Annotated in this window: 14 protein-coding genes; 10 read left to right on the forward strand and 4 right to left on the reverse strand. The window is 62.3% G+C overall.

Annotation, left to right across the window (positions count from 1 at the left end; genetic code table 11):
* Position 1: 1 nt before the first annotated feature.
* Positions 2-415 carry a Cu(I)-responsive transcriptional regulator gene (gene cueR, locus BLW25_RS06610; RefSeq protein WP_092897502.1) on the reverse strand — a complete coding sequence of 138 codons (414 nt, stop codon included), beginning with the start codon at positions 413-415 and terminating at the stop codon, positions 2-4.
* Positions 412-2,823, reverse strand: a complete 2,412-nt coding sequence (locus BLW25_RS06615) for a heavy metal translocating P-type ATPase (protein WP_092897504.1) — start codon at positions 2,821-2,823, stop codon at positions 412-414. Before BLW25_RS06615 ends, cueR begins: the two co-directional genes overlap by 4 nt.
* 169 nt (positions 2,824-2,992) lie before the next feature.
* On the opposite strand from BLW25_RS06615, the gene BLW25_RS06620 reads away from it, so the two are divergent.
* The 3 genes from BLW25_RS06620 to BLW25_RS06625 all read left to right on the forward strand — a co-directional run bounded on the left by BLW25_RS06620 (position 2,993) and on the right by BLW25_RS06625 (position 4,124).
* The gene (locus tag BLW25_RS06620; protein ID WP_171909498.1) at positions 2,993-3,184 is read left to right on the forward strand and encodes a heavy-metal-associated domain-containing protein; all 192 of its coding nucleotides are present in this window, start codon (positions 2,993-2,995) and stop codon (positions 3,182-3,184) included.
* Between the two features lie 214 nt (positions 3,185-3,398).
* Positions 3,399-3,530 (forward strand): hypothetical protein, encoded by a 132-nt coding sequence (locus BLW25_RS25215; protein WP_283258266.1) that lies wholly within the window; start codon positions 3,399-3,401, stop codon positions 3,528-3,530.
* 219 nt (positions 3,531-3,749) lie between these two features.
* Complete coding sequence (locus tag BLW25_RS06625) at positions 3,750-4,124, forward strand: TfoX/Sxy family DNA transformation protein (protein WP_092897506.1); 375 nt, start codon at positions 3,750-3,752, stop codon at positions 4,122-4,124.
* Positions 4,125-4,149: 25 nt separating this feature from the next.
* On the opposite strand, the gene BLW25_RS06630 is transcribed toward BLW25_RS06625, so the two are convergent.
* Positions 4,150-4,584 carry an RrF2 family transcriptional regulator gene (locus BLW25_RS06630; protein WP_092897508.1) on the reverse strand — a complete coding sequence of 145 codons (435 nt, stop codon included), beginning with the start codon at positions 4,582-4,584 and terminating at the stop codon, positions 4,150-4,152.
* 207 nt (positions 4,585-4,791) lie between these two features.
* Between BLW25_RS06630 and BLW25_RS06635 the strand changes: the two genes are divergently transcribed.
* From BLW25_RS06635 to BLW25_RS06665, 7 genes are all read left to right on the forward strand, one after another.
* Positions 4,792-7,197, forward strand: coding sequence for a glycogen/starch/alpha-glucan phosphorylase (locus BLW25_RS06635; RefSeq protein ID WP_253188254.1), 2,406 nt, complete (start codon positions 4,792-4,794; stop codon positions 7,195-7,197).
* Between the two features lie 24 nt (positions 7,198-7,221).
* Positions 7,222-9,405 carry a 1,4-alpha-glucan branching protein GlgB gene (glgB, locus tag BLW25_RS06640; protein ID WP_253188255.1) on the forward strand — a complete coding sequence of 728 codons (2,184 nt, stop codon included), beginning with the start codon at positions 7,222-7,224 and terminating at the stop codon, positions 9,403-9,405.
* 40 nt (positions 9,406-9,445) lie between these two features.
* On the forward strand, positions 9,446-10,714 hold the full coding sequence (gene glgC / locus BLW25_RS06645) for a glucose-1-phosphate adenylyltransferase (protein WP_092897510.1): 1,269 nt from the start codon (positions 9,446-9,448) through the stop codon (positions 10,712-10,714).
* A gap of 55 nt (positions 10,715-10,769) precedes the next feature.
* On the forward strand, positions 10,770-12,239 hold the full coding sequence (gene glgA, locus BLW25_RS06650) for a glycogen synthase GlgA (RefSeq protein ID WP_092897511.1): 1,470 nt from the start codon (positions 10,770-10,772) through the stop codon (positions 12,237-12,239).
* Positions 12,236-14,299 carry a glycogen debranching protein GlgX gene (glgX, locus tag BLW25_RS06655; RefSeq protein ID WP_290438667.1) on the forward strand — a complete coding sequence of 688 codons (2,064 nt, stop codon included), beginning with the start codon at positions 12,236-12,238 and terminating at the stop codon, positions 14,297-14,299. The genes glgA and glgX overlap by 4 nt, the downstream gene beginning before the upstream one ends.
* Before the next feature lie 30 nt (positions 14,300-14,329).
* Complete coding sequence (locus tag BLW25_RS06660; RefSeq protein WP_092897515.1) at positions 14,330-15,955, forward strand: alpha-D-glucose phosphate-specific phosphoglucomutase; 1,626 nt, start codon at positions 14,330-14,332, stop codon at positions 15,953-15,955.
* A gap of 190 nt (positions 15,956-16,145) precedes the next feature.
* Positions 16,146-17,516, forward strand: a complete 1,371-nt coding sequence (locus BLW25_RS06665; RefSeq protein ID WP_092901656.1) for a class II 3-deoxy-7-phosphoheptulonate synthase — start codon at positions 16,146-16,148, stop codon at positions 17,514-17,516.
* 54 nt (positions 17,517-17,570) lie between these two features.
* Here BLW25_RS06665 and BLW25_RS06670 read toward each other — a convergent pair whose 3' ends face one another.
* Entirely contained in the window at positions 17,571-18,533 is a 963-nt protein-coding gene (locus BLW25_RS06670; protein ID WP_171909499.1) for an OmpA family protein, read from the reverse strand.
* Between the last annotated feature and the right edge of the window lie 7 nt (positions 18,534-18,540).

Here is an 18,540-nt window from a genome sequence, read left to right on the forward strand (position 1 = left end):
CTCAGGCGCAGCAGTCTTTGCCGGATGGACTGTCTGAAGCCAGCCCCGCGAGGATCGGGCAATCGGGCCGATGATCACCGGCGCAGGCGCTGACAAGGTCTGTAAGCGTTGCCTGCATCGCCTTCAGCTCTTTGATTTTCGCCGCAATCTGGGTGAGATGGCTTTGCGCCAGCGCTTTGACATCGGCGCTCGCCCGCGACTGATCCTCATAAAGGGCCATCAGCGCCCGGCATTCCCCGATGGTAAAGCCAAGCGAGCGCGCGCGGCCGAGAAAGGCGAGTTTGTGCAGGTCGCTCTCGCGAAATGCGCGGTAGCCATTGGCGGCGCGCAAGGGGCGGATCAGGCCGATCTCCTCGTAATAGCGGATGGTTTTTGCGGGCAGGCCGGCGCGCGCGGCCACGTCTTTGATGTTCATTGCACAGCCCTCACAAAGCGCAATCTCAGCGCATTGGTCAGCACGAAGATCGAGGATAAAGCCATCGCCCCCGCCGCCAGCATCGGCGACAGCTGCGGGCCGCCAAAGGGCACCAGTACGCCCGCGGCCACCGGGATCAGCGCGGTATTATAGCCGAAAGCCCAGATCAGGTTCTCGCGGATATTCTTCATCACCGCGCGGCTGAGCCGCAGCGCCGAAGCCACTGCCAGCGGATCACCCCGCATCAGCACGACATCGCCCGCCTCGATCGCCACATCGCTGCCCGATCCCATCGAGATCCCGACCCCGGCCGCCGCCAGCGCCGGTGCGTCATTGATGCCATCGCCGACAAATGCGCCGCCGATCCGGCTGACGATCTCTTGCTTGCCTTCCGGCAACACGCCGGCATGGACCTCTTCGATGCCAAGCCGGGCGGCGACATGGCGCGCGGCTGCTTCGGTATCGCCCGAGATCATCGCCGGCGTCACGCCCATCTCTTTCAGCGCCGCAATGGCGCGGGCCGAGCCGGGTTTCAGCTGATCCGCCACCCGGATCAACCCGGCCACCTCGCCGTCTTTTGCGACAAAGACCAGGCTTTCGCCACGTGCAGCGGCTGCCTCGGCACTGGCCACCAGTGCCTCGGGGATATGGTCAAACATCCGTGCGGCACCGACGGCGATGCGGCTTTCCCCGACAAGGGCCTCGGCGCCGTAGCCGGGGCGGGTGGAGAAGTCGCGCGCGTCCGGGATGTCACCTCCGGCGGCGGCGAGGATCGCATTGGCCAGCGGATGTTCCGAGCCACGCTCGACCGCCGCCGCAAGGGGCAGGAGGGTCGCGTCCCCCTCGATCCCGACCACATGCGGGCGGCCCTCGGTCAGGGTTCCGGTTTTATCAAAGCTGATACGCCTCTGATCGGAAAGCCGTTGCAGCGCCTCGCCGCGCCGGAACAACACACCCATCTGCGCCGCACGACCCGTGCCGACCAGGATCGAAACCGGGGTGGCGAGACCCATCGCACAGGGGCAGGCGATGATCAGGACAGAGACTCCGGCGACCAGCGCCCGGGCCACATCGCCGGTCAGCGCAAGCCAAAGCCCAACGGTCACTGCCGCCACACCCAGAACCGCCGGCACAAACCACATGGTCACGCGGTCGATCAGCGCCTCGACCGGCAGTTTCGAGCCCTGGGCTTCTTCGACCATGGCGGTGATACGGGCCAGAACCGTATCTGCCCCCACCGCCGAGACCTCGATCACCAATGCCCCATTGCCGTTGACGGTGCCGCCGGTCACGCGGTCGTCAGCCGTTTTGGCCACCGGCAACGGCTCGCCGGTGAGCATGCTTTCATCCACCGCAGACATGCCCGAGATCACCCGCCCGTCGACCGGCACCCGTTCTCCGGCGCGCAGCGCAACCCGCATTCCGGGGGTGAGATCCGCGACCGCGATATCGGTCCCGTCTTCAAGCCGCGCAGTTTTCGGCTGCAGGCCGATCAGGCCGGCAATGGCGGCACCGGCACGACCACGTGCCCGCGCCTCCATCGCACGACCGGCAAGGATCAGCGCCACGATCACGGCGGCGGCCTCGAAATAGACGGCGCGGGCGCTTTCGGGAAACAGCCCGGGCAGGGCCAGAACCAGCGCCGAGTAGGACCAGGCCGCCAGTGTGCCAAGCGCCACGAGACTGTTCATATCGGGGGCGGCCCGCAACAGCGCCGGGATGCCTTTGACGAAGAACCGCCTGCCGGGGAATGCCAGAACCAGGCTCGCCAGCACGAATTGCATCAGCCAGATCTGGGTGGTGCCAAAAGCCATATGCAGCCAATGGTGGAAGGACGGGATCAGATGGCCGCCCATCTCGGTCACAAAGACGGGCAGGGTGAGCACCGCCGCGATCAGCGTATCGCGCCACAGGATCCGTTCATCACGTCCCGGATCCGCAGGGGGCGCGGTCGCCAGCGGCACCGTCTTATAGCCCGCTTTGGTGACCGCATTGGCAAGGGCGGCCGGATCCGATGTTTGCCACAGTTCGACTGTCGCGCGCCGTGTCGCCAGATTGGCTGTGGCCGAGATCACGCCCGGCTGCGCCTTCAGCACCCGCTCCACCCGTCCGGTACAGGAGGCGCAGGTCATGCCCTCGACCGAAAGCTCGACCGTCACGGGCTTGACCGGATAGCCGATTTTCGCGACGCTGGCGGCAAGCGCTTGCGGATCGGCCGGGGCGTGATAGCGCACCTGCGCCTCGCCAGTGGCGAAATTGGCGCTGGCCTCCTCGACGCCAGGCACGGCTTTCAGCGCGCGCTCCACGCGACCGGTGCAGGAGGCGCAGGTCATGCCCTCCAGCTGAAGTCGGGCGAGGCTGGCCTGGTCTGCTGCAGTATGGTGCGGGGGTGTCAGAGTACTGGTCATGGAATGATCCCTTTCGGGTAAGACATATGAGGCTTCCGGTCACAGGAAGGTCAAGACCCCTGGCCGGGAAAATGTCATGCGGCTTTTGCATGGCTGGTTTGTGCCATCGCAGGGCTTGACCTTACCCCTGCGGGAAGGCGCATATCACGGTGAAAGACAGGAGATCACGATGATCAGACTTTCGGTTCCCGATATGAATTGCGGCCATTGCAAAGCCTCGGTGGAGGCGGCGCTGAAGCCGATTGCGCAAAGCGTTGCGGTCGATCTGGCCCAGCGCGAGGTGACGGTTGAGGGCGCGGATGCCGGTGCGGCTGTGGCGGCGCTGGATGAGGCAGGCTTTCCGGCGACGGTGCTTGCCTGAGCCGGTGCTGACCTGGCTGGCGCCGTTTAGGGGGCGTCAGCCGCGCAGTTTCTCGTCATTTTGCCCTTCTGAGCGGCACGGACTGTGGCGAATGCCGCACATGTGAACATTCACGACGGATTGGTGCCGAATCACCCACTTGTATAGTGTTTCGCGAAAGCGCAAATGAGGTTTCAGAGCAGCATCGCTGCTTTTTACCTCGTGGAGCAGTAAAATGGCGACGAAACAACAACCTCAGCAGGGTGGAAGCCAATCCCCCGCACCCCAGCAGCAACAGCAGCAGGGCAGCACCCCGCAGCAGCAGCAGGGCGGAAAAACGATTTTCACGGACTGGGCTTCGATCTGAGCCCATACGGCTGACCGGTGGGATGACCCCTGGTCGGAGCGTCGGAACAAAGAACAGGGTCGGCCCCGGAGGCCGGCCCTTTTGCGTTTCACTGATGCGCTGCCAACGCGTGCATTCCGGGCGTGTATTCCGGGCGCGCGGGTCGGGCAGAGCGGTTTGCCCAGGCCGGGATCAGAGGCGGGGCTTGCAGCCCGCCGTCGGGGCTGCGAAACTTGCACCATGACACAGCCACAGCCTGATCAGTCCGGTCCTCAGGAGGACGCCGTCTCGTCGATTCCAAATCTTGGGCCGGCGACCGAGGCCGCCTTCGCGCGTGCCGGGATCCTCAGCGCCGGCGAGCTGCGGGCACTGGGGGCTGATGAGGGCTATCGCCGGCTGCTGCTTTCAGGCAGCAGACCGCATTTCATCGGCTATTATGTCATCGTGATGGGCCTGCAGGGGCGGCCCTGGAATGATTGTAAGGGCGAAGAGAAAAAGGCCCTGCGCAAACGGTTTGATGCAATCTGCAAAGAGACGCGCAATTCCGACAGCGGCCGCAATCTGGCGCTGGATCAGGCGCTGCGCGATATCGGCGTGGTCGCAAAAGCCAGCTGAGCGACGGCGCCCGCACCGTGATGCCTCAGGCGACACGCAGCTGGCGGGCGAGGGCGTCATTGCCATCCACAAGGTCAGACAGCCGCGTGGCGTCAAGCCTTGCGTAAAACGCATCCAGCGCCCCGTTGAGCACACAGGTCAGCCGGCAGTTTCCGGCCAGCGGGCAGTCGCCCTTTTCCGGGCCGATGCAATCGCTGAAGGCCAGCACGCGTTCGAATTTGCGAAACACCTCGCCGACCGTCACCTCTTCGGGCGGGCGCGCCAGTGTCAGCCCGCCGGAACGTCCGCGAATGGTTTTCAGGAAACCCTGCTGCGCCAGCAGATAAATGACCTGGGCGAGATGGTTCTCCGAGGCATTGCAGGCCTGGGCAATCTCGGTCCGCCGGACGATCCGGCCGGGATTCACGGCACAAAACATCAGGGTCTTCATGGCGAGGCTCGTGCGCGTGGTCAGATGCATTCCCGGGTCTCCTGGATGATGAATACCCATGTTTTCCGGGCCCGGGACCGGGTCGCGCCATGACATAGATCAGATATGCCTTTTTCCGTGGCGCTTTTTCAGGCCAGGGAGGGGCGGATATGGCGCAATATGCAGATGCAGCATTGCGCTTGATCCGCGCCGCCTGTTCATATGGGTCGTAACCGTTAGCGAGACAGGTGTTCCCAGGTGACCGACTCCAGCCATTCCTTCAGCGAACTCCTGCCCGGTGACCTCTCGACCGACATCTTGCGGCATCTGACATTCACCCTGGGCAAAGATGGCGCCAATGCGAGCCTCTATGACTGGCGGATGGCCCTGTCTTACGCCGTCAGGGACCGGATTGTTGAGCCCTGGTTCAAATCGACCAGAAAGACCTGGGCCACAGGGCATAAGCGTGTCTGCTACCTGTCGATGGAGTTTCTGATCGGGCGGCTCCTGGAAGATGCGATCACCAATCTCGGGCTTTATGACAAGGCCGATCAGGCGATGTCGGCGGTGGGGATGGATCTGCGCGCGCTGATCGGGAACGAGCCGGATGCCGCGCTCGGGAATGGCGGGCTCGGGCGGCTTGCGGCATGTTTCATGGAATCGATGGCAACGGTGGGGTGCCCGGCTTACGGCTATGGAATCCGCTATGAGCATGGTCTTTTCCGCCAGATCTTCGAGGGCGGACGCCAGGTCGAGACGCCGGAAGACTGGCTGAGCCAGGCCCACCCCTGGGAATTCCCACGCCCCGAAAGCGCCTATCTGATCGGCTTCAAGGGCGAGGTCGCCAGGAAAGACGGCAGACAGATATGGACCCCGGGCGAGACCGTACTGGCCGAGGCATATGATACGCCGGTGATCGGCTGGCAGGGCAAATGGGCCAATACGCTGCGGCTTTGGGCGGCGAAACCGACAACGCAATTCGATCTCGAACGTTTCAATCGCGGCGATTACGCGGCCGCCGCCGAACCCGAGGCGCTGGCGCGCACGCTGTCCCGCGTCCTTTATCCCGATGACACCACCTATCAGGGCAAAGAACTCAGGCTGAAACAGGAGTTCCTGCTGACCTCTGCCGCGCTTCAGGACATCATCCGCCGTTTTCTCACCGCCAACAGCAATCTGCGAGATCTGCCGAAACATGTGGCGATCCAGATGAATGACACCCATCCTGCGATTGCGGGGCCAGAGCTCATCCGGCTTTTGACCGACGAACACGGGATGGATTTCGCCGATGCGCTGGAAACGGCGCAGGGCTGTCTGGGCTATACGAACCACACGCTGCTTCCCGAAGCGCTGGAGCGTTGGGCGACATTCACCTTTGGGAATGTGCTGCCGCGCCATATGCAGATTGTCGAGCGCATCGATGCCTGGCACCGCGAGACCTATAATCCGCCGCATTATGTTGGCATCGTGAAGCATCACGAGGTCCGGATGGGCGAGCTGGCCTTTATCACGTCGCATAAAGTGAACGGGGTTTCGGCGCTGCATTCGGACCTGGTGAAGAAGAACCTCTTCTCAGAGCTGAACATCTTGCATCCGGGGCGGATCATCAATGAAACCAATGGTGTAACCCCGCGTCGCTGGCTGAAAATGTGCAATCGCCCGCTGGCGGCACTGATCACAGAAACCATTGGCGAGGGCTGGGAGGATGATCTCGACCGGCTGAAGGGGCTTGAGCCGCATGTCGGGGATGCCGGGTTTTGCGAGGCCTTCCACGAGGCCAAGCGTATCAATAAGATCCGCGTCTCGAACCGGATCGGCGAGGCCTACGGGATCAAGGTCTCACCGGATGCGATGTTCGACGTCCAGGTCAAGCGGATCCATGAATATAAGCGCCAGCTTCTGAACATTCTGGAAACCATCGCGCATTGGAACAAGCTCAGGAACGGGCAGATCGCCAATCCCGTGCCGCGGGTCAAGATATTCGGTGGCAAGGCCGCGCCCGGCTACGCGGTGGCGAAAGAGATCATCCGGCTTATCAATGACACCGCAGAAGTCATTAATAATGATCCGAAAACCGGTGATCTCCTGAAAGTGGTTTACCCGGCGAATTACAATGTCTCGATGGCGGAATGGCTGGTTCCGGCTGCCGATCTTTCGGAACAGATTTCGACGGCCGGCAAAGAGGCCTCTGGCACCGGCAATATGAAATTCATGATGAATGGCGCGCCGACCATCGGCACGCTTGACGGCGCGAATGTCGAGATATTGCAGGAGGTGGGCGCGGAGAACTTCTTCCTCTTCGGGCTGACCGCCGAAGAGGTGATCGAACGGCGCAAAGAGGCCGAACATGAGCGCCGCGCCATCGAGGCAAGCCAGGAATTGCAGGACGCGCTGCAGATGATCGCAGAGGGGCGTTTTTCACCCGATCAGCCCGACCGCTATCACGGCATCGTCCATGGCGTCTGGCACCATGACTATTTCCTCGTCTCGTCCGATTTCGCCTCTTACCACGCGGTGCAATCTCAGGTGGATGCCGCTTTCGCAGATCGCGGACGCTGGACCCGGATGGCCGCATTAAACACCGCGCGCAGTGGATTTTTCTCGTCAGACCGGACAATCCGTGGCTACATGAAAGATGTGTGGAATGTGACTTCGGCATTGTAAGCCGGTTGAAGGGAAGGCCCATAAGTGGGAACAGCGGCTGGACTGCCCGATGATGTGGATGTCCGTGCGATAGCCGAGGGCCGTCACGGCGATCCTTTTTCCGTTCTCGGGCTGCATGACTATGCAGGCCGCTGGGTTCTGACCGCATTCATGCCCGATGCCGCGCGTCTGATCGTGGTAACACCGGGCGGCGAGTATCGGGCCAGAGCCTGGCCCGGCATTCCTGGGGTCTTCACCTGCGACTTGCCGGGCTGGTCGGGTTATCGCCTGCGGGCCGAGGGTGCTGGCTGGGCCTGGGAATACGACGACCCCTACGCGTTCGGGCCGGTTCTGGGCGAGATTGACGAATATCTCCTGGGCGAAGGCAGCCATCAGCGGCTCTGGCAGGCGCTTGGCGGTCATCTGATCACCCATGAGAGCGTTGAGGGCGCGCATTTCGCGGTCTGGGCACCCTCGGCCGAGCGCGTCTCGGTTGTGGGAGCCTTCAACACCTGGGATGGACGCCGGCATGTGATGCGCCAGCGTGGTCAGACCGGCATCTGGGAGATTTTCATCCCCGGGCTGAAGGAACGCGAAAGCTATAAATACGAGATCCGGGGCCAGGGCGGCCAGATCCTGCCGCTGAAATCCGATCCGGTCGGTTTTGGCTCGGAACATCCGCCGGCGAATGCCAGCGTCCTGCGCCGTCTGCCGGGCGCGCATGAAGAGGGCGCCTGGCCCGAGATCAGGGCAAGGCGGAATTCCGTCGATGCGCCGATCTCGATCTATGAGGTTCATGCGGCGTCATGGCGACGGGCAGAGGGCGGGCGGATCCTGTCCTGGGCTGAGCTTTCCGAACAGTTGCTTGGTTATGTCGAGTGGATGGGCTATACCCATATCGAGCTTTTGCCGGTTTCCGAATACCCGTTCGACGGATCCTGGGGCTATCAGCCGATCGGGCTTTTCGCCCCAACCGTGCGCCATGGTACGCCCGACGAATTCCGCGCTTTCATCGCCGCCGCGCATCGGCGCGGCATTGGCGTGATCCTGGACTGGGTGCCCGGCCATTTCCCGACCGATCCGCATGGGCTGGGCCATTTCGACGGCACCGCGCTTTATGAACACCAGGACCCGAAGGAAGGCTTCCATCAGGACTGGAACACGCTGATCTATAATTACGGCCGGGCCGAGGTTTCTAACTATCTGATCTCGAACGCGCTTTACTGGCTGGAAGTTTACGGCGCCGACGGGCTGCGGGTGGATGCCGTGGCCTCGATGCTCTATCGCGACTATTCGCGCGCGCCGGGGCAGTGGGTGCCGAACAAGGATGGCGGGCGCGAGAATTACGAGGCCATCGCCATGCTGCGCGCGATGAACACCGCCGTTTATGCCCATTGCCCCTGGGCGATGACATCGGCCGAGGAATCCACCAGCTTTCCCGGCGTGTCGCGTGCTGTGGATCAGGGCGGTCTGGGGTTCGGGTTCAAATGGAACATGGGCTGGATGAATGACAGCCTGGATTACATGAAGCTTGATCCGGTTTACCGGCAATTTGACCACAATAAGATGACCTTTGCGTCATCCTATGCCTTCAGCGAAAACTTCGTGCTGCCGATCAGCCATGACGAGGTGGTGCATGGCAAAGGTTCGATGATTGGCAAGATGCCGGGGGAAGGTGAACAACAATTCGCCAACCTGCGGGCGTTTTACGGGTTCATGTGGGGCCATCCGGGCAAGAAACTGTTGTTCATGGGCCAGGATTTCGCGCAGGGACGCGAATGGAACCATGATCGTGGCCTCGACTGGGATCAGGAGGCGATCCCGGCCCATCGCGGCGTGCAGCTCTGGCTGCGGGATCTGAACTTTCTCTATCGCGACACGCCGGCGCTTTACCGCCATGACACGCGGCCCGAGGGGTTCCGCTGGCTTTTGGCCGATGAGGCGGAGGCATCGGTCTTTGCCTGGGCCCGCTTTGGCGATGCCGGGGACGCGCCGGTCGTGGTTGCCTGCAACATGACCCCGGTCGCGCGCCAGGTCAGGCTTGGCCTGCCAGGAAATGGCTTCTGGCGCGAAAGGCTCAACAGTGATGCGGCCGTCTATGGTGGCCAGGATCGCGGCAATCTCGGCAGTGTGGTCACTGAGGAAATCGCAGCGCAGGGCGAGCCGGTTTCGGCCATGGTGACGCTGCCACCGCTGTCATCTGTATTTTTGGAACGAGTGATCGAGTAGCGGCCCGGTCTGACAAACCGCCATATCCGGGGAGGGGAATATGAAGGCAAGAGTGAACAAGAGACTGTCGGCCCAGGCCATGGCTTTCGTGCTGGCAGGAGGGCGGGGATCGCGGCTGAAAGAGCTGACCGACCGGCGCGCGAAACCGGCGGTTTATTTTGGCGGCAAGCAGCGGATCATCGATTTCGCGCTTTCGAATGCGCTGAATTCCGGCATCCGCAAAATGGCGATCGCGACGCAATACAAGGCCCATAGCCTGATCCGCCATGTCCAGCGCGGCTGGAGCTTTTTCCGCGCCGAGCGCAATGAATATCTCGATGTTCTGCCCGCCAGCCAGCGGATGGATGAGGTGAACTGGTATCGCGGCACCGCCGATGCGGTGGCGCAGAATATCGACATCATCGACAGCTATAATGTCCGGTATGTGGTGATCCTTGCCGGGGATCACATTTACAAAATGGATTACGAGATCATGCTGCAACAGCATGTCGATACCGGGGCCGATGTGACCATAGGCTGTCTGACCGTCCCGCGGGCGGAGGCCTCGGCCTTTGGTGTGATGGCGGTCGATGGCCAGATGCGGATCACCGATTTCCTTGAGAAGCCCGCCGATCCACCGGGGATCCCCGGGGATGAGGCACATGCGCTCGCCTCGATGGGGATCTATGTTTTTGACTGGGCGTTTTTGCGCGATCTGCTGCTTCGCGATGTGGTTGACAGCAATTCCAGCCATGATTTCGGCAATGACCTTATCCCGGCCATTGTCAGGGGCGGCAAAGCTATCGCGCATCGCTTTGCCGACAGCTGCGTGACGACCGGCATCGAAGATGAGCCTTACTGGCGCGACGTGGGCACGCTGGATGCTTATTGGCAGGCCAATATCGACCTGACCGAATTCGTGCCCAAGCTGGATCTTTATGACCGGGACTGGCCGATCTGGACCTATGCCGAGATCGTGCCGCCGGCGAAATTCATCCATGACGAGGATGGGCGGCGCGGTCAGGCGATCTCTTCTCTGGTTTCAGGGGATTGCATCGTCTCGGGGTCTGAGATCAGGAATTCTCTGCTGTTCACCGGCTGCCGGGCGCATAGTTTTTCGGTGCTGGAACATGTGGTTGCGCTTCCACGGGTGGATATTGGCAGGAATGCGGAACTCAGAAATTGCGTGATTGATTCCGGGGTGATGATCCCGGAGGGGTTGATCGTGGGGCATGATCCCGAGGAGGACGCGCGCTGGTTCCGCCGCAGTGAAGGCGGTGTGGTGCTGGTAACGCAGGAGATGCTTGACCGGCGCGCGCGCGGGATGTGAGCGGTGGAGCCGGGGGTTTCACACCCCCGGACCCCCGTGGGATATTTAAGGACAGATGAAAAGGAAAGCACAGATGGGCGGTCGGGTTTTGTCAGTGGCGTCGGAGGCGGTGCCTCTGGTCAAAACCGGCGGGCTTGCCGATGTGGTGGGGGCGCTGCCGGAGGCGCTTGCCCCTGCGGGTTGGGAAATGCGGGTGATGCTGCCCGCCTATCGGGCGTTGCGCGCGCTGCTGGCCAAAGGCGGCGGCTTTCGCGAGGTGATGCGCGAAGAGGCGCTTTTTGGCGGCGAGGCCCGGGTTTTTGCCGGTGAGACTGGCGGGCTTTCACTGTTCTTGCTGGATGCGCCGCATCTCTTTGACCGCGAAGGCGGGCCTTATCATGGTCCGGGCGGTGACTGGGGCGATAATCCGCAGCGCTTTGCGGCTTTGTCCTGGATGGCGGCGCGGGTGGCGCGCGAGGGGGTCCAGCTGACCCGTGGCAAGGCCTGGAAGCCGGATGTTTTGCACGCGCATGACTGGCAGACCGGGCTTGCGCCGGCCTATCTGGCCTATCACGGGTCTGGCGGCTGTGCCTCGGTGATCACGGTGCATAATATTGCCTTTCAGGGCCATGCGCCGGCACGTCTTCTGGGCGAATTGCGGCTGCCTGCGGCGGAATTCCATGCCGATGCGCTGGAATATTATGGCGGCTTATCTTTGCTGAAGGCCGGGCTGATCACGGCGGACAGGATCACCACGGTCTCGCCGAATTACGCGGCAGAACTGATGCGGCCGGAATTCGGGCTGGGGTTGCAGGGCGTGCTGGCGGCCCGGAGCGCCGTGGTCTCGGGGATTGTGAACGGGATCGATACCAGGGTCTGGTCGCCGGAGGCAGAGATTGTGAACGCTTATTCGGCGACATCCATGTCCGGCAAAGCCGAGGCGCGGGCGGCGTTGCAGGCCGAATTCGGGCTCTCGGTGCCGGGGCCGCTTGCGGTGCTGGTCTCGCGGCTGACCGATCAGAAGGGGGTGGATCTGCTGCCGGCCGCCTTGCCGGATTTCATCGAAGGCGGGGGCGGGCTTGCAGTGCTTGGCTCGGGCGATGCCGGAGCGGAGGCACAGATGCTGTCGCTTGCGGCGCGCTGGCCGGGTCGGGTTTCGGTCAGGATCGGCTATGATGAGGGCCTGTCGCACCGGCTGTTTCAGGGCGGCGACGCGGTCCTGGTGCCCTCCCGGTTCGAGCCATGCGGGCTGACGCAGATGTATGGGCTGCGCTATGGCACGATCCCGGTCGTGGCCGCAGTGGGCGGGCTGGCCGATACCGTGATCCCCGCCTCTCCGGCGGCGCTGAATGCGGGCGTGGCGACCGGCATCACCTTCTGGCCGACCGATGTGCTGGCGCTGACCCAGGCCCTCCGGCGGCTGAACGCGCTATATGCGGATCAGAAAACCTGGGCCCGGCTGCGCCGCAACGCGATGGAACAGGAAAACGGCTGGGCCGGATCTGCTCGCGCTTATGCCGCGCTTTATGAAGGGTTGCTGCGGTGACGGACTTCGTCACCGGTGCCGGGCAGCCTTTTCCTATGGGGGCAAGCCTGACCGCAACCGGAGTCAATTTCGCCACCTTTTCCGCCAATGCAACGGCGATCGAGCTTTGTTTGTTCTCACCCGATGGGAGCCGCGAAATCGCGCGTCTGCCCTTTGTCGAACGCAATGGTGATATCTGGCATCTGCATGTCGGGGGCCTAGGCGAGGGCGCGCTTTATGGCTTTCGCGCCCATGGCCCCTGGGCGCCGGAAGAAGGGCATCGCTTTAACCCGAACAAACTGCTGATCGACCCCTGGGCACGGGGCTTGCATGGTCGGTTTCTCTGGGATGATGCGGTTTTCGGCTATGTGACCGGCGATCCGGCGGGGGATCTCAGTTTTGACAGCCGCGACAGCGCGGCGTTCATCCCGAAATCGGTGGTGACCGCGCCGCTGCCGGTGCCGGATCATCCCCGGCCCGGTCACAGCCTTGCCGACAGCGTCATCTGCGAGGCGCATCTGCGAGGCGCGACCATGCTGCATCCGGGAGTGGACGAGGCGCTGCGCGGCACCTGCGCCGGCTTTGCATCGGATATGGTGATCGGCCATCTGACCCGTGCGGGCGTGACAGATGTCGAATTCCTGCCGGTCCATGCCATCGCCGATGAACGGTTCCTCGTCGCGAAAGGGCTGAGAAATTACTGGGGCTATAACACGCTGAACTGGTTCGTGCCCGAGCCGCGTTATACCGGCCCGGGGGGGATGGTGGCCTGGCGCGAGATGGTCACCCATTTGCACCGCGCCGGGATCGGGGTGATCCTGGACGTTGTCTACAACCATTCGGCGGAAAGCGACGAGCATGGCCCGCATCTCTCGCTGCGTGGTCTCGACAATGCGAGTTTTTACCGGCTCGCGGGCGGGCGCCATTATGACAATGACGCGGGCACCGGGAACACGCTCGATCTGACGCATCCGATGGTGTTGCGGCTGGTGATGGATTCCTTGCGCTACTGGGTCGAGACCGGGCTGGTCGACGGCTTCCGCTTTGACCTTGCAACGGTGCTGGCGCGTGAACCGGGCGGCTTTGACCCGGGCGCGGGATTTCTGGATGCGCTGCGCCAGGATCCGGTTTTGGCCAGGGTCAGGCTGATCGCGGAGCCCTGGGATATCGGACCCGGAGGCTACCAGCTGGGGGGCTTTCCGCCGCCCTTCAGCGAATGGAATGACCGTTACCGCGACGGCGTGCGTCGCTTCTGGCGCGGCGAGCCCCGGCGGGCGGCTGACCTGGCCGGGGTGCTGCTGGGATCGGCGGGGTTGTTTGACCATTCAGGAAGGCAGGCAACGGCTTCGGTGAATTTCCTCACAAGCCATGACGGCTTCACGCTGCAAGACCTTGTCAGTTATAGTGAAAAACATAATGAGGCCAATGGCGAGGGCAATCGCGACGGCCATTCCGACAACCATTCCGATAATATGGGCGTCGAGGGGCCGAGTGCAGACCCGGTGATCCAGGCCGCGCGGGATTTGCGCAAACGCAACCTTCTGGCGACGCTGTTCCTGTCGCAAGGCGTGCCCATGTGGCTGATGGGCGACGAGATCGGTCATAGCCAGGGCGGCAATAACAACACCTATGCCCAGGACAATGCCATTACCTGGGCCGACTGGCGCAAGGCGGATCAGGCGCTGACCGCCTTTGTAGGTCGCCTCGCCGCATTGCGCCGCGCGCATCCCGAACTGCGCCAGCATCGCTTCCTTCATGGCAAGATCCGCGCCGATGGGTTTCGCGACGTGATCTGGCGCCGTGCCGATGGGAAGGAGCCGTCGGCGGGGGATTGGCAGGATACCGAATTTCTCTGTCTTTGCCTTGAGTTGCGCATGGCAGCGGAGGGTGGAGAGCCGGGTTCCGGGCCGCTATTTCTGGTCTTCAACCCTGGCGGGGACTTGCCGCTCAGATTGCCCGAAACGCAGCAGGGCTGGCAGCTGGTGCTTGACACCACGCGCCCGGATCTTACAGCTGGTGCGGCACCGGATACGGTGCCGGCGAATGCGGTTCTGGTAATGATTCCAGCCTCTTCCGTCTGAAAGCGCCCGTATTCCCCGAGGAGAGAGCGGATGAAACTGACCGTTGCGACCACGCCCATTGCGGGCCAGAAGCCCGGCACCAGCGGGTTGCGCAAAAAGACCCGTGTTTTCATGGGCCCGCATTACCTGGAGAATTTCATTCAGGCGCTGTTCGACGTGGTTGGTGCCGAGGGCAAGACCTTTGTCCTGGGCGGTGACGGGCGCTACTTCAACGACCGCGCGGCTCAGGTCATCTTGCGGATGGCCGCCGCCAATGGCGCGGCGAAAGTGATCATCGGGCAGGGTGCACTTTTGTCAACTCCGGCTGCCAGTCATTTGATCCGGCTTAGAAAAACCGATGGCGGCATCATCATGTCCGCCAGCCATAATCCTGGCGGCCCCGATGAGGATTTCGGCGTCAAATTCAACATGCCCAATGGTGGCCCCGCGCCGGAATCGGTGACCGAGGCCATGTTCGCGCGCAGTGGTGCCCTCAGCGCCTACCATATTTTCGAAACAACCGATGTCGACCTGTCTTCGCCCGGCCTCCGGCAGCTTGGCGAGATGGTCGTCGAGGTCGTTGATCCGGTCGCCGATTATGCCGATCTGATGGAGACCCTGTTTGATTTCAACGCGATCCGGGCGCTGTTTGGTGCCGGTTTCCGGATGCGGATGGATTCCATGTCTGCGATCACCGGTCCCTATGCCGTTGAGATCATTGAAAAACGGCTCGGAGCTGCTGCCGGAACCGTGGTCAATGCAACGCCTTTGCCGGATTTTGGCGGCATGCATCCTGACCCGAACCCGACCTGGGCCTCGGATCTGATGGATGAAATGATGGGCGAGAATGCGCCCGATTTCGGCGCAGCCTCGGATGGCGATGGCGACCGCAATATGGTGGTCGGTCGCGGGATCTATGTCTCGCCCTCGGACAGTCTGGCGGTGCTGGCGGCAAATGCGCATCTGGCAAAGGGCTATAAGGCGGGTCTGAAGGGCGTTGCGCGCTCGATGCCGACCTCGGGCGCAGTGGACCGGGTGGCGAAACATCTGGGCATAGAAGCCTATGAGACCCCCACAGGCTGGAAATTCTTTGGAAATCTGCTGGATGCGGGCCGTGTTACACTTTGCGGCGAAGAGAGTTTCGGCACCGGATCCGACCATGTACGCGAGAAAGACGGGCTTTGGGCTGTGCTTATGTGGCTGAATATCCTTGCCGTTCGCAAGGAAAGCGTGGCCGGGATCCTGGAGGCGCATTTCGCGCAGTTCGGCCGCAACTACTATTCCCGCCATGATTTCGAAGCGGTGGATTCCTCGCGTGCCGATCAGATGTTCCTGACGCTGCGTGAAAATCTGAAAACCATGCCTGGTCAAGTGGTTGCCGGCCTGTCTGTAACCGCCGCCGATGATTTCGCCTATCATGATCCGGTTGATGGCTCGATGTCGCAAAAGCAGGGCATCCGGGTGCAGTTCGGCGATGGGACCAGGGCGGTCTACCGGCTTTCGGGCACCGGTACTGAGGGGGCAACGCTGCGGCTTTACCTTGAAGCCTTTGCGCCCGGGCCCGAGGGGCTTGACAGGGATCCGCAGGAAGCGCTGGAAAACGTTATTAGCGCCGCACATGAAATTGCCAATATTCAGGGCTTTACCGGGCGAAGCTCGCCTGATGTGATCACCTGAACGCGACACCCGCCCGGCATTTCTGCCCGGGCGGGCCGTTATTGTCGGATGGTGTTGACGACGGCCTGATCCTGGCCGGCTGCGGCGCGGGCTTTGCATCCGGCGCCCGGAGGGCCTATATGCGGTCCTTGTTACCGCTGTCAGCACGGGTTGAGCCGTTCGGAGGAATGTTATGGGCGAGGCGAGGAAGATGCAGGGAAGCTGGACGAAAACCGACTGGCGCGCTTTGCCCAGGATCCAGATGCCCGATTATCCGGATCAGACCGCGCTGAATGCCGCCGAGGCGCAGCTGTCGAAATACCCGCCGCTGGTTTTCGCGGGCGAGGCGCGGCGCCTGAAAAAGCAACTGGCGCTGGCGGCAGAGGGCAAGGCGTTCCTCCTGCAAGGCGGCGACTGCGCCGAAAGCTTTGCAGAATTCAGCGCCGATAACATCCGCGACACTTTCCGCGTCATGCTGCAAATGGCGGTTGTGCTGACCTGGGGCGCGAAAGTACCGGTGATCAAGGTGGGCCGGATGGCCGGGCAATTTGCCAAGCCGCGTTCGGCTCCGACTGAGGTGATCAACGGGGTCGAACTGCCATCTTATAAGGGTGACATCATCAACGGCTTTGACGCGACGGTTGATGCCAGGACGCCCGATCCGAACCGCATGCTGCAGGCCTATACCCAGGCGGCGGCGTCTTTGAACCTGCTTCGGGCGTTTTCGACCGGCGGTTTTGCCGATATCCACCGCGTGCATTCCTGGACGTTGGGCTTTGCCGAACATGACAAGGCCGAGCAGTATCGCGCCATGGCCGCGCGCATTTCCGACGCGCTTGATTTCATGAACGCCGCGGGGGTCAATTCGGAAACTGCACATCAGCTGTCGGCGGTGGATTTCTACACCAGCCACGAGGCGCTGCTGCTGGAATATGAAGAGGCGCTTTGCCGCATCGATTCCATCTCGGGCCAGCCTGTGGCGGGGTCGGGCCATATGATCTGGATCGGCGATCGCACCCGGCAGCCCGATGGCGCGCATGTCGAATTCTGCCGCGGCGTGCTGAATCCGATCGGGCTGAAATGCGGGCCTTCGACCACGGCCGAAGACCTCAGGGTTCTGATGGCAAAGCTGAACCCGGAGAATGAGCCGGGCCGCCTGACTTTGATCGCGCGCTTTGGGGCGGGCAAGGTGGGCGACCACCTGCCGCGCCTGATCAAAGCCGTGCAGGAGGAAGGTGCCAATGTCGTCTGGTCTTGCGACCCGATGCATGGCAATACGATCAAGGCGGCCTCGGGCTATAAAACGCGGCCCTTTGACTCGGTCCTGCGCGAGGTGCGGGAGTTCTTCTCGATCCATAAGGCCGAGGGTACTGTGCCCGCAGGCGTCCATTTCGAGATGACCGGTCAGGATGTCACGGAATGCACCGGCGGTCTGCGCGCAGTCTCGGATGAGAACCTGGCGGATCGCTACCATACCGCCTGCGATCCCCGCCTCAATGCCTCGCAATCGCTGGAACTTGCCTTCCTCGTCGCTGAAGAGCTGACGCGTCAGCGCGAAGAGACCCGGCGTATCGCGCTCTGACAGCTGACGTGAAAAAGGCCCGCTCACTTAGCGGGCCTTTTACTTTGTCAGAGATCAGTTCCGGACCAGTTCGACGATCTCAACCCGGCGGTTTTTCGCGCGCCCCTCATCGCTGCGATTGGTGGCGACAGGGGCGACCATTCCGGCGCCTGCCGGGGTGAGGCGGTCCTTCGCAATGCCTAGCGCAACCAGCGCATCAACCACAGACTGCGCCCGGCGTTGCGACAGCGAGAGGTTATAGTCAAATGCTCCCTGGCCGTCGGTATGGCCGACAATCAGCACCGAGAGCGCAGGTTCCGCCGCGAGCATGGCCGCAAGCTGGTCGATCTGATCTTTCGATTCCGGCAGGATACTGGCCTGATCAAAGTCGAACAGAATGCCATAAATCGCGATCCTGCCATCCCGCGCCATGGTTTCCTGAATTTCAGAGGCCTCTACCACCACCATCTTCTCATCCATCGGGGCGATTTCGGTGATGGCGAGGTAGATATAGGGGCGGTTCTCAGGCTCGAAGCTGGTGATATAGAGCGCGAGATAGGCGTCCCCTTCAGGACGGCTTATTTTGGCGGCGATATAGCGGCGCTCGTCATCGTAGATCAGCCCGTCGAACCGCGCACCGGGATTGATCAGCTGCCGGAACCGCGGGCCACAGTCTTTCTTGCTGCAGGTGTAAAGGGTCTCGAACCCGGCTTTGGCAAGCGCGGCCTCATAGTTGCGAAACACCTCAAGCGCAGAACGTTGTTCGGGGCCACGATACAGGATCTCGGTGAATTTCCCTTCCAGGTCCAGGGTCTTTTCCGGTGCCGGTTCGCCATCCGGGGCAAGACCAACCGGGCCCAGCGGCAAGGCATAGGCGTCATAGGCGCTGGTTTCCCAGAATTTGATCACCGCCCCCTCATAGCGCGGGATCAGCGGGAAATCAGAGGATCCGGGCGCATCTGTGTCCTGCGCCTGGGCAGAGAGGGCAAAGAGGGGCGCGAGGATCAGCCCGGCAATGAGGGATCGGAGAGAATACAAAGCAGTT

Origin of the sequence: Rhodobacter sp. 24-YEA-8, assembly GCF_900105075.1 — a bacterium.
Classification (GTDB): domain Bacteria; phylum Pseudomonadota; class Alphaproteobacteria; order Rhodobacterales; family Rhodobacteraceae; genus Pseudogemmobacter.

What these genes read in the sequence shown, in the direction of transcription:
- BLW25_RS06665 (WP_092901656.1), top strand. Translation starts at nt 16,146, where the DNA reads ATGCAGGGAAGCTGGACGAAAACCGACTGGCGCGCTTTGCCCAGGATC.
- glgA (WP_092897511.1), top strand. Translation starts at nt 10,770, where the DNA reads ATGAAAAGGAAAGCACAGATGGGCGGTCGGGTTTTGTCAGTGGCGTCG.
- BLW25_RS06630 (WP_092897508.1), bottom strand. Translation starts at nt 4,584, where the DNA reads ATGCATCTGACCACGCGCACGAGCCTCGCCATGAAGACCCTGATGTTT.
- BLW25_RS06620 (WP_171909498.1), top strand. Translation starts at nt 2,993, where the DNA reads ATGATCAGACTTTCGGTTCCCGATATGAATTGCGGCCATTGCAAAGCC.
- BLW25_RS06625 (WP_092897506.1), top strand. Translation starts at nt 3,750, where the DNA reads ATGACACAGCCACAGCCTGATCAGTCCGGTCCTCAGGAGGACGCCGTC.
- BLW25_RS06615 (WP_092897504.1), bottom strand. Translation starts at nt 2,823, where the DNA reads ATGACCAGTACTCTGACACCCCCGCACCATACTGCAGCAGACCAGGCC.
- glgC (WP_092897510.1), top strand. Translation starts at nt 9,446, where the DNA reads ATGAAGGCAAGAGTGAACAAGAGACTGTCGGCCCAGGCCATGGCTTTC.
- BLW25_RS25215 (WP_283258266.1), top strand. Translation starts at nt 3,399, where the DNA reads ATGGCGACGAAACAACAACCTCAGCAGGGTGGAAGCCAATCCCCCGCA.
- cueR (WP_092897502.1), bottom strand. Translation starts at nt 415, where the DNA reads ATGAACATCAAAGACGTGGCCGCGCGCGCCGGCCTGCCCGCAAAAACC.
- BLW25_RS06660 (WP_092897515.1), top strand. Translation starts at nt 14,330, where the DNA reads ATGAAACTGACCGTTGCGACCACGCCCATTGCGGGCCAGAAGCCCGGC.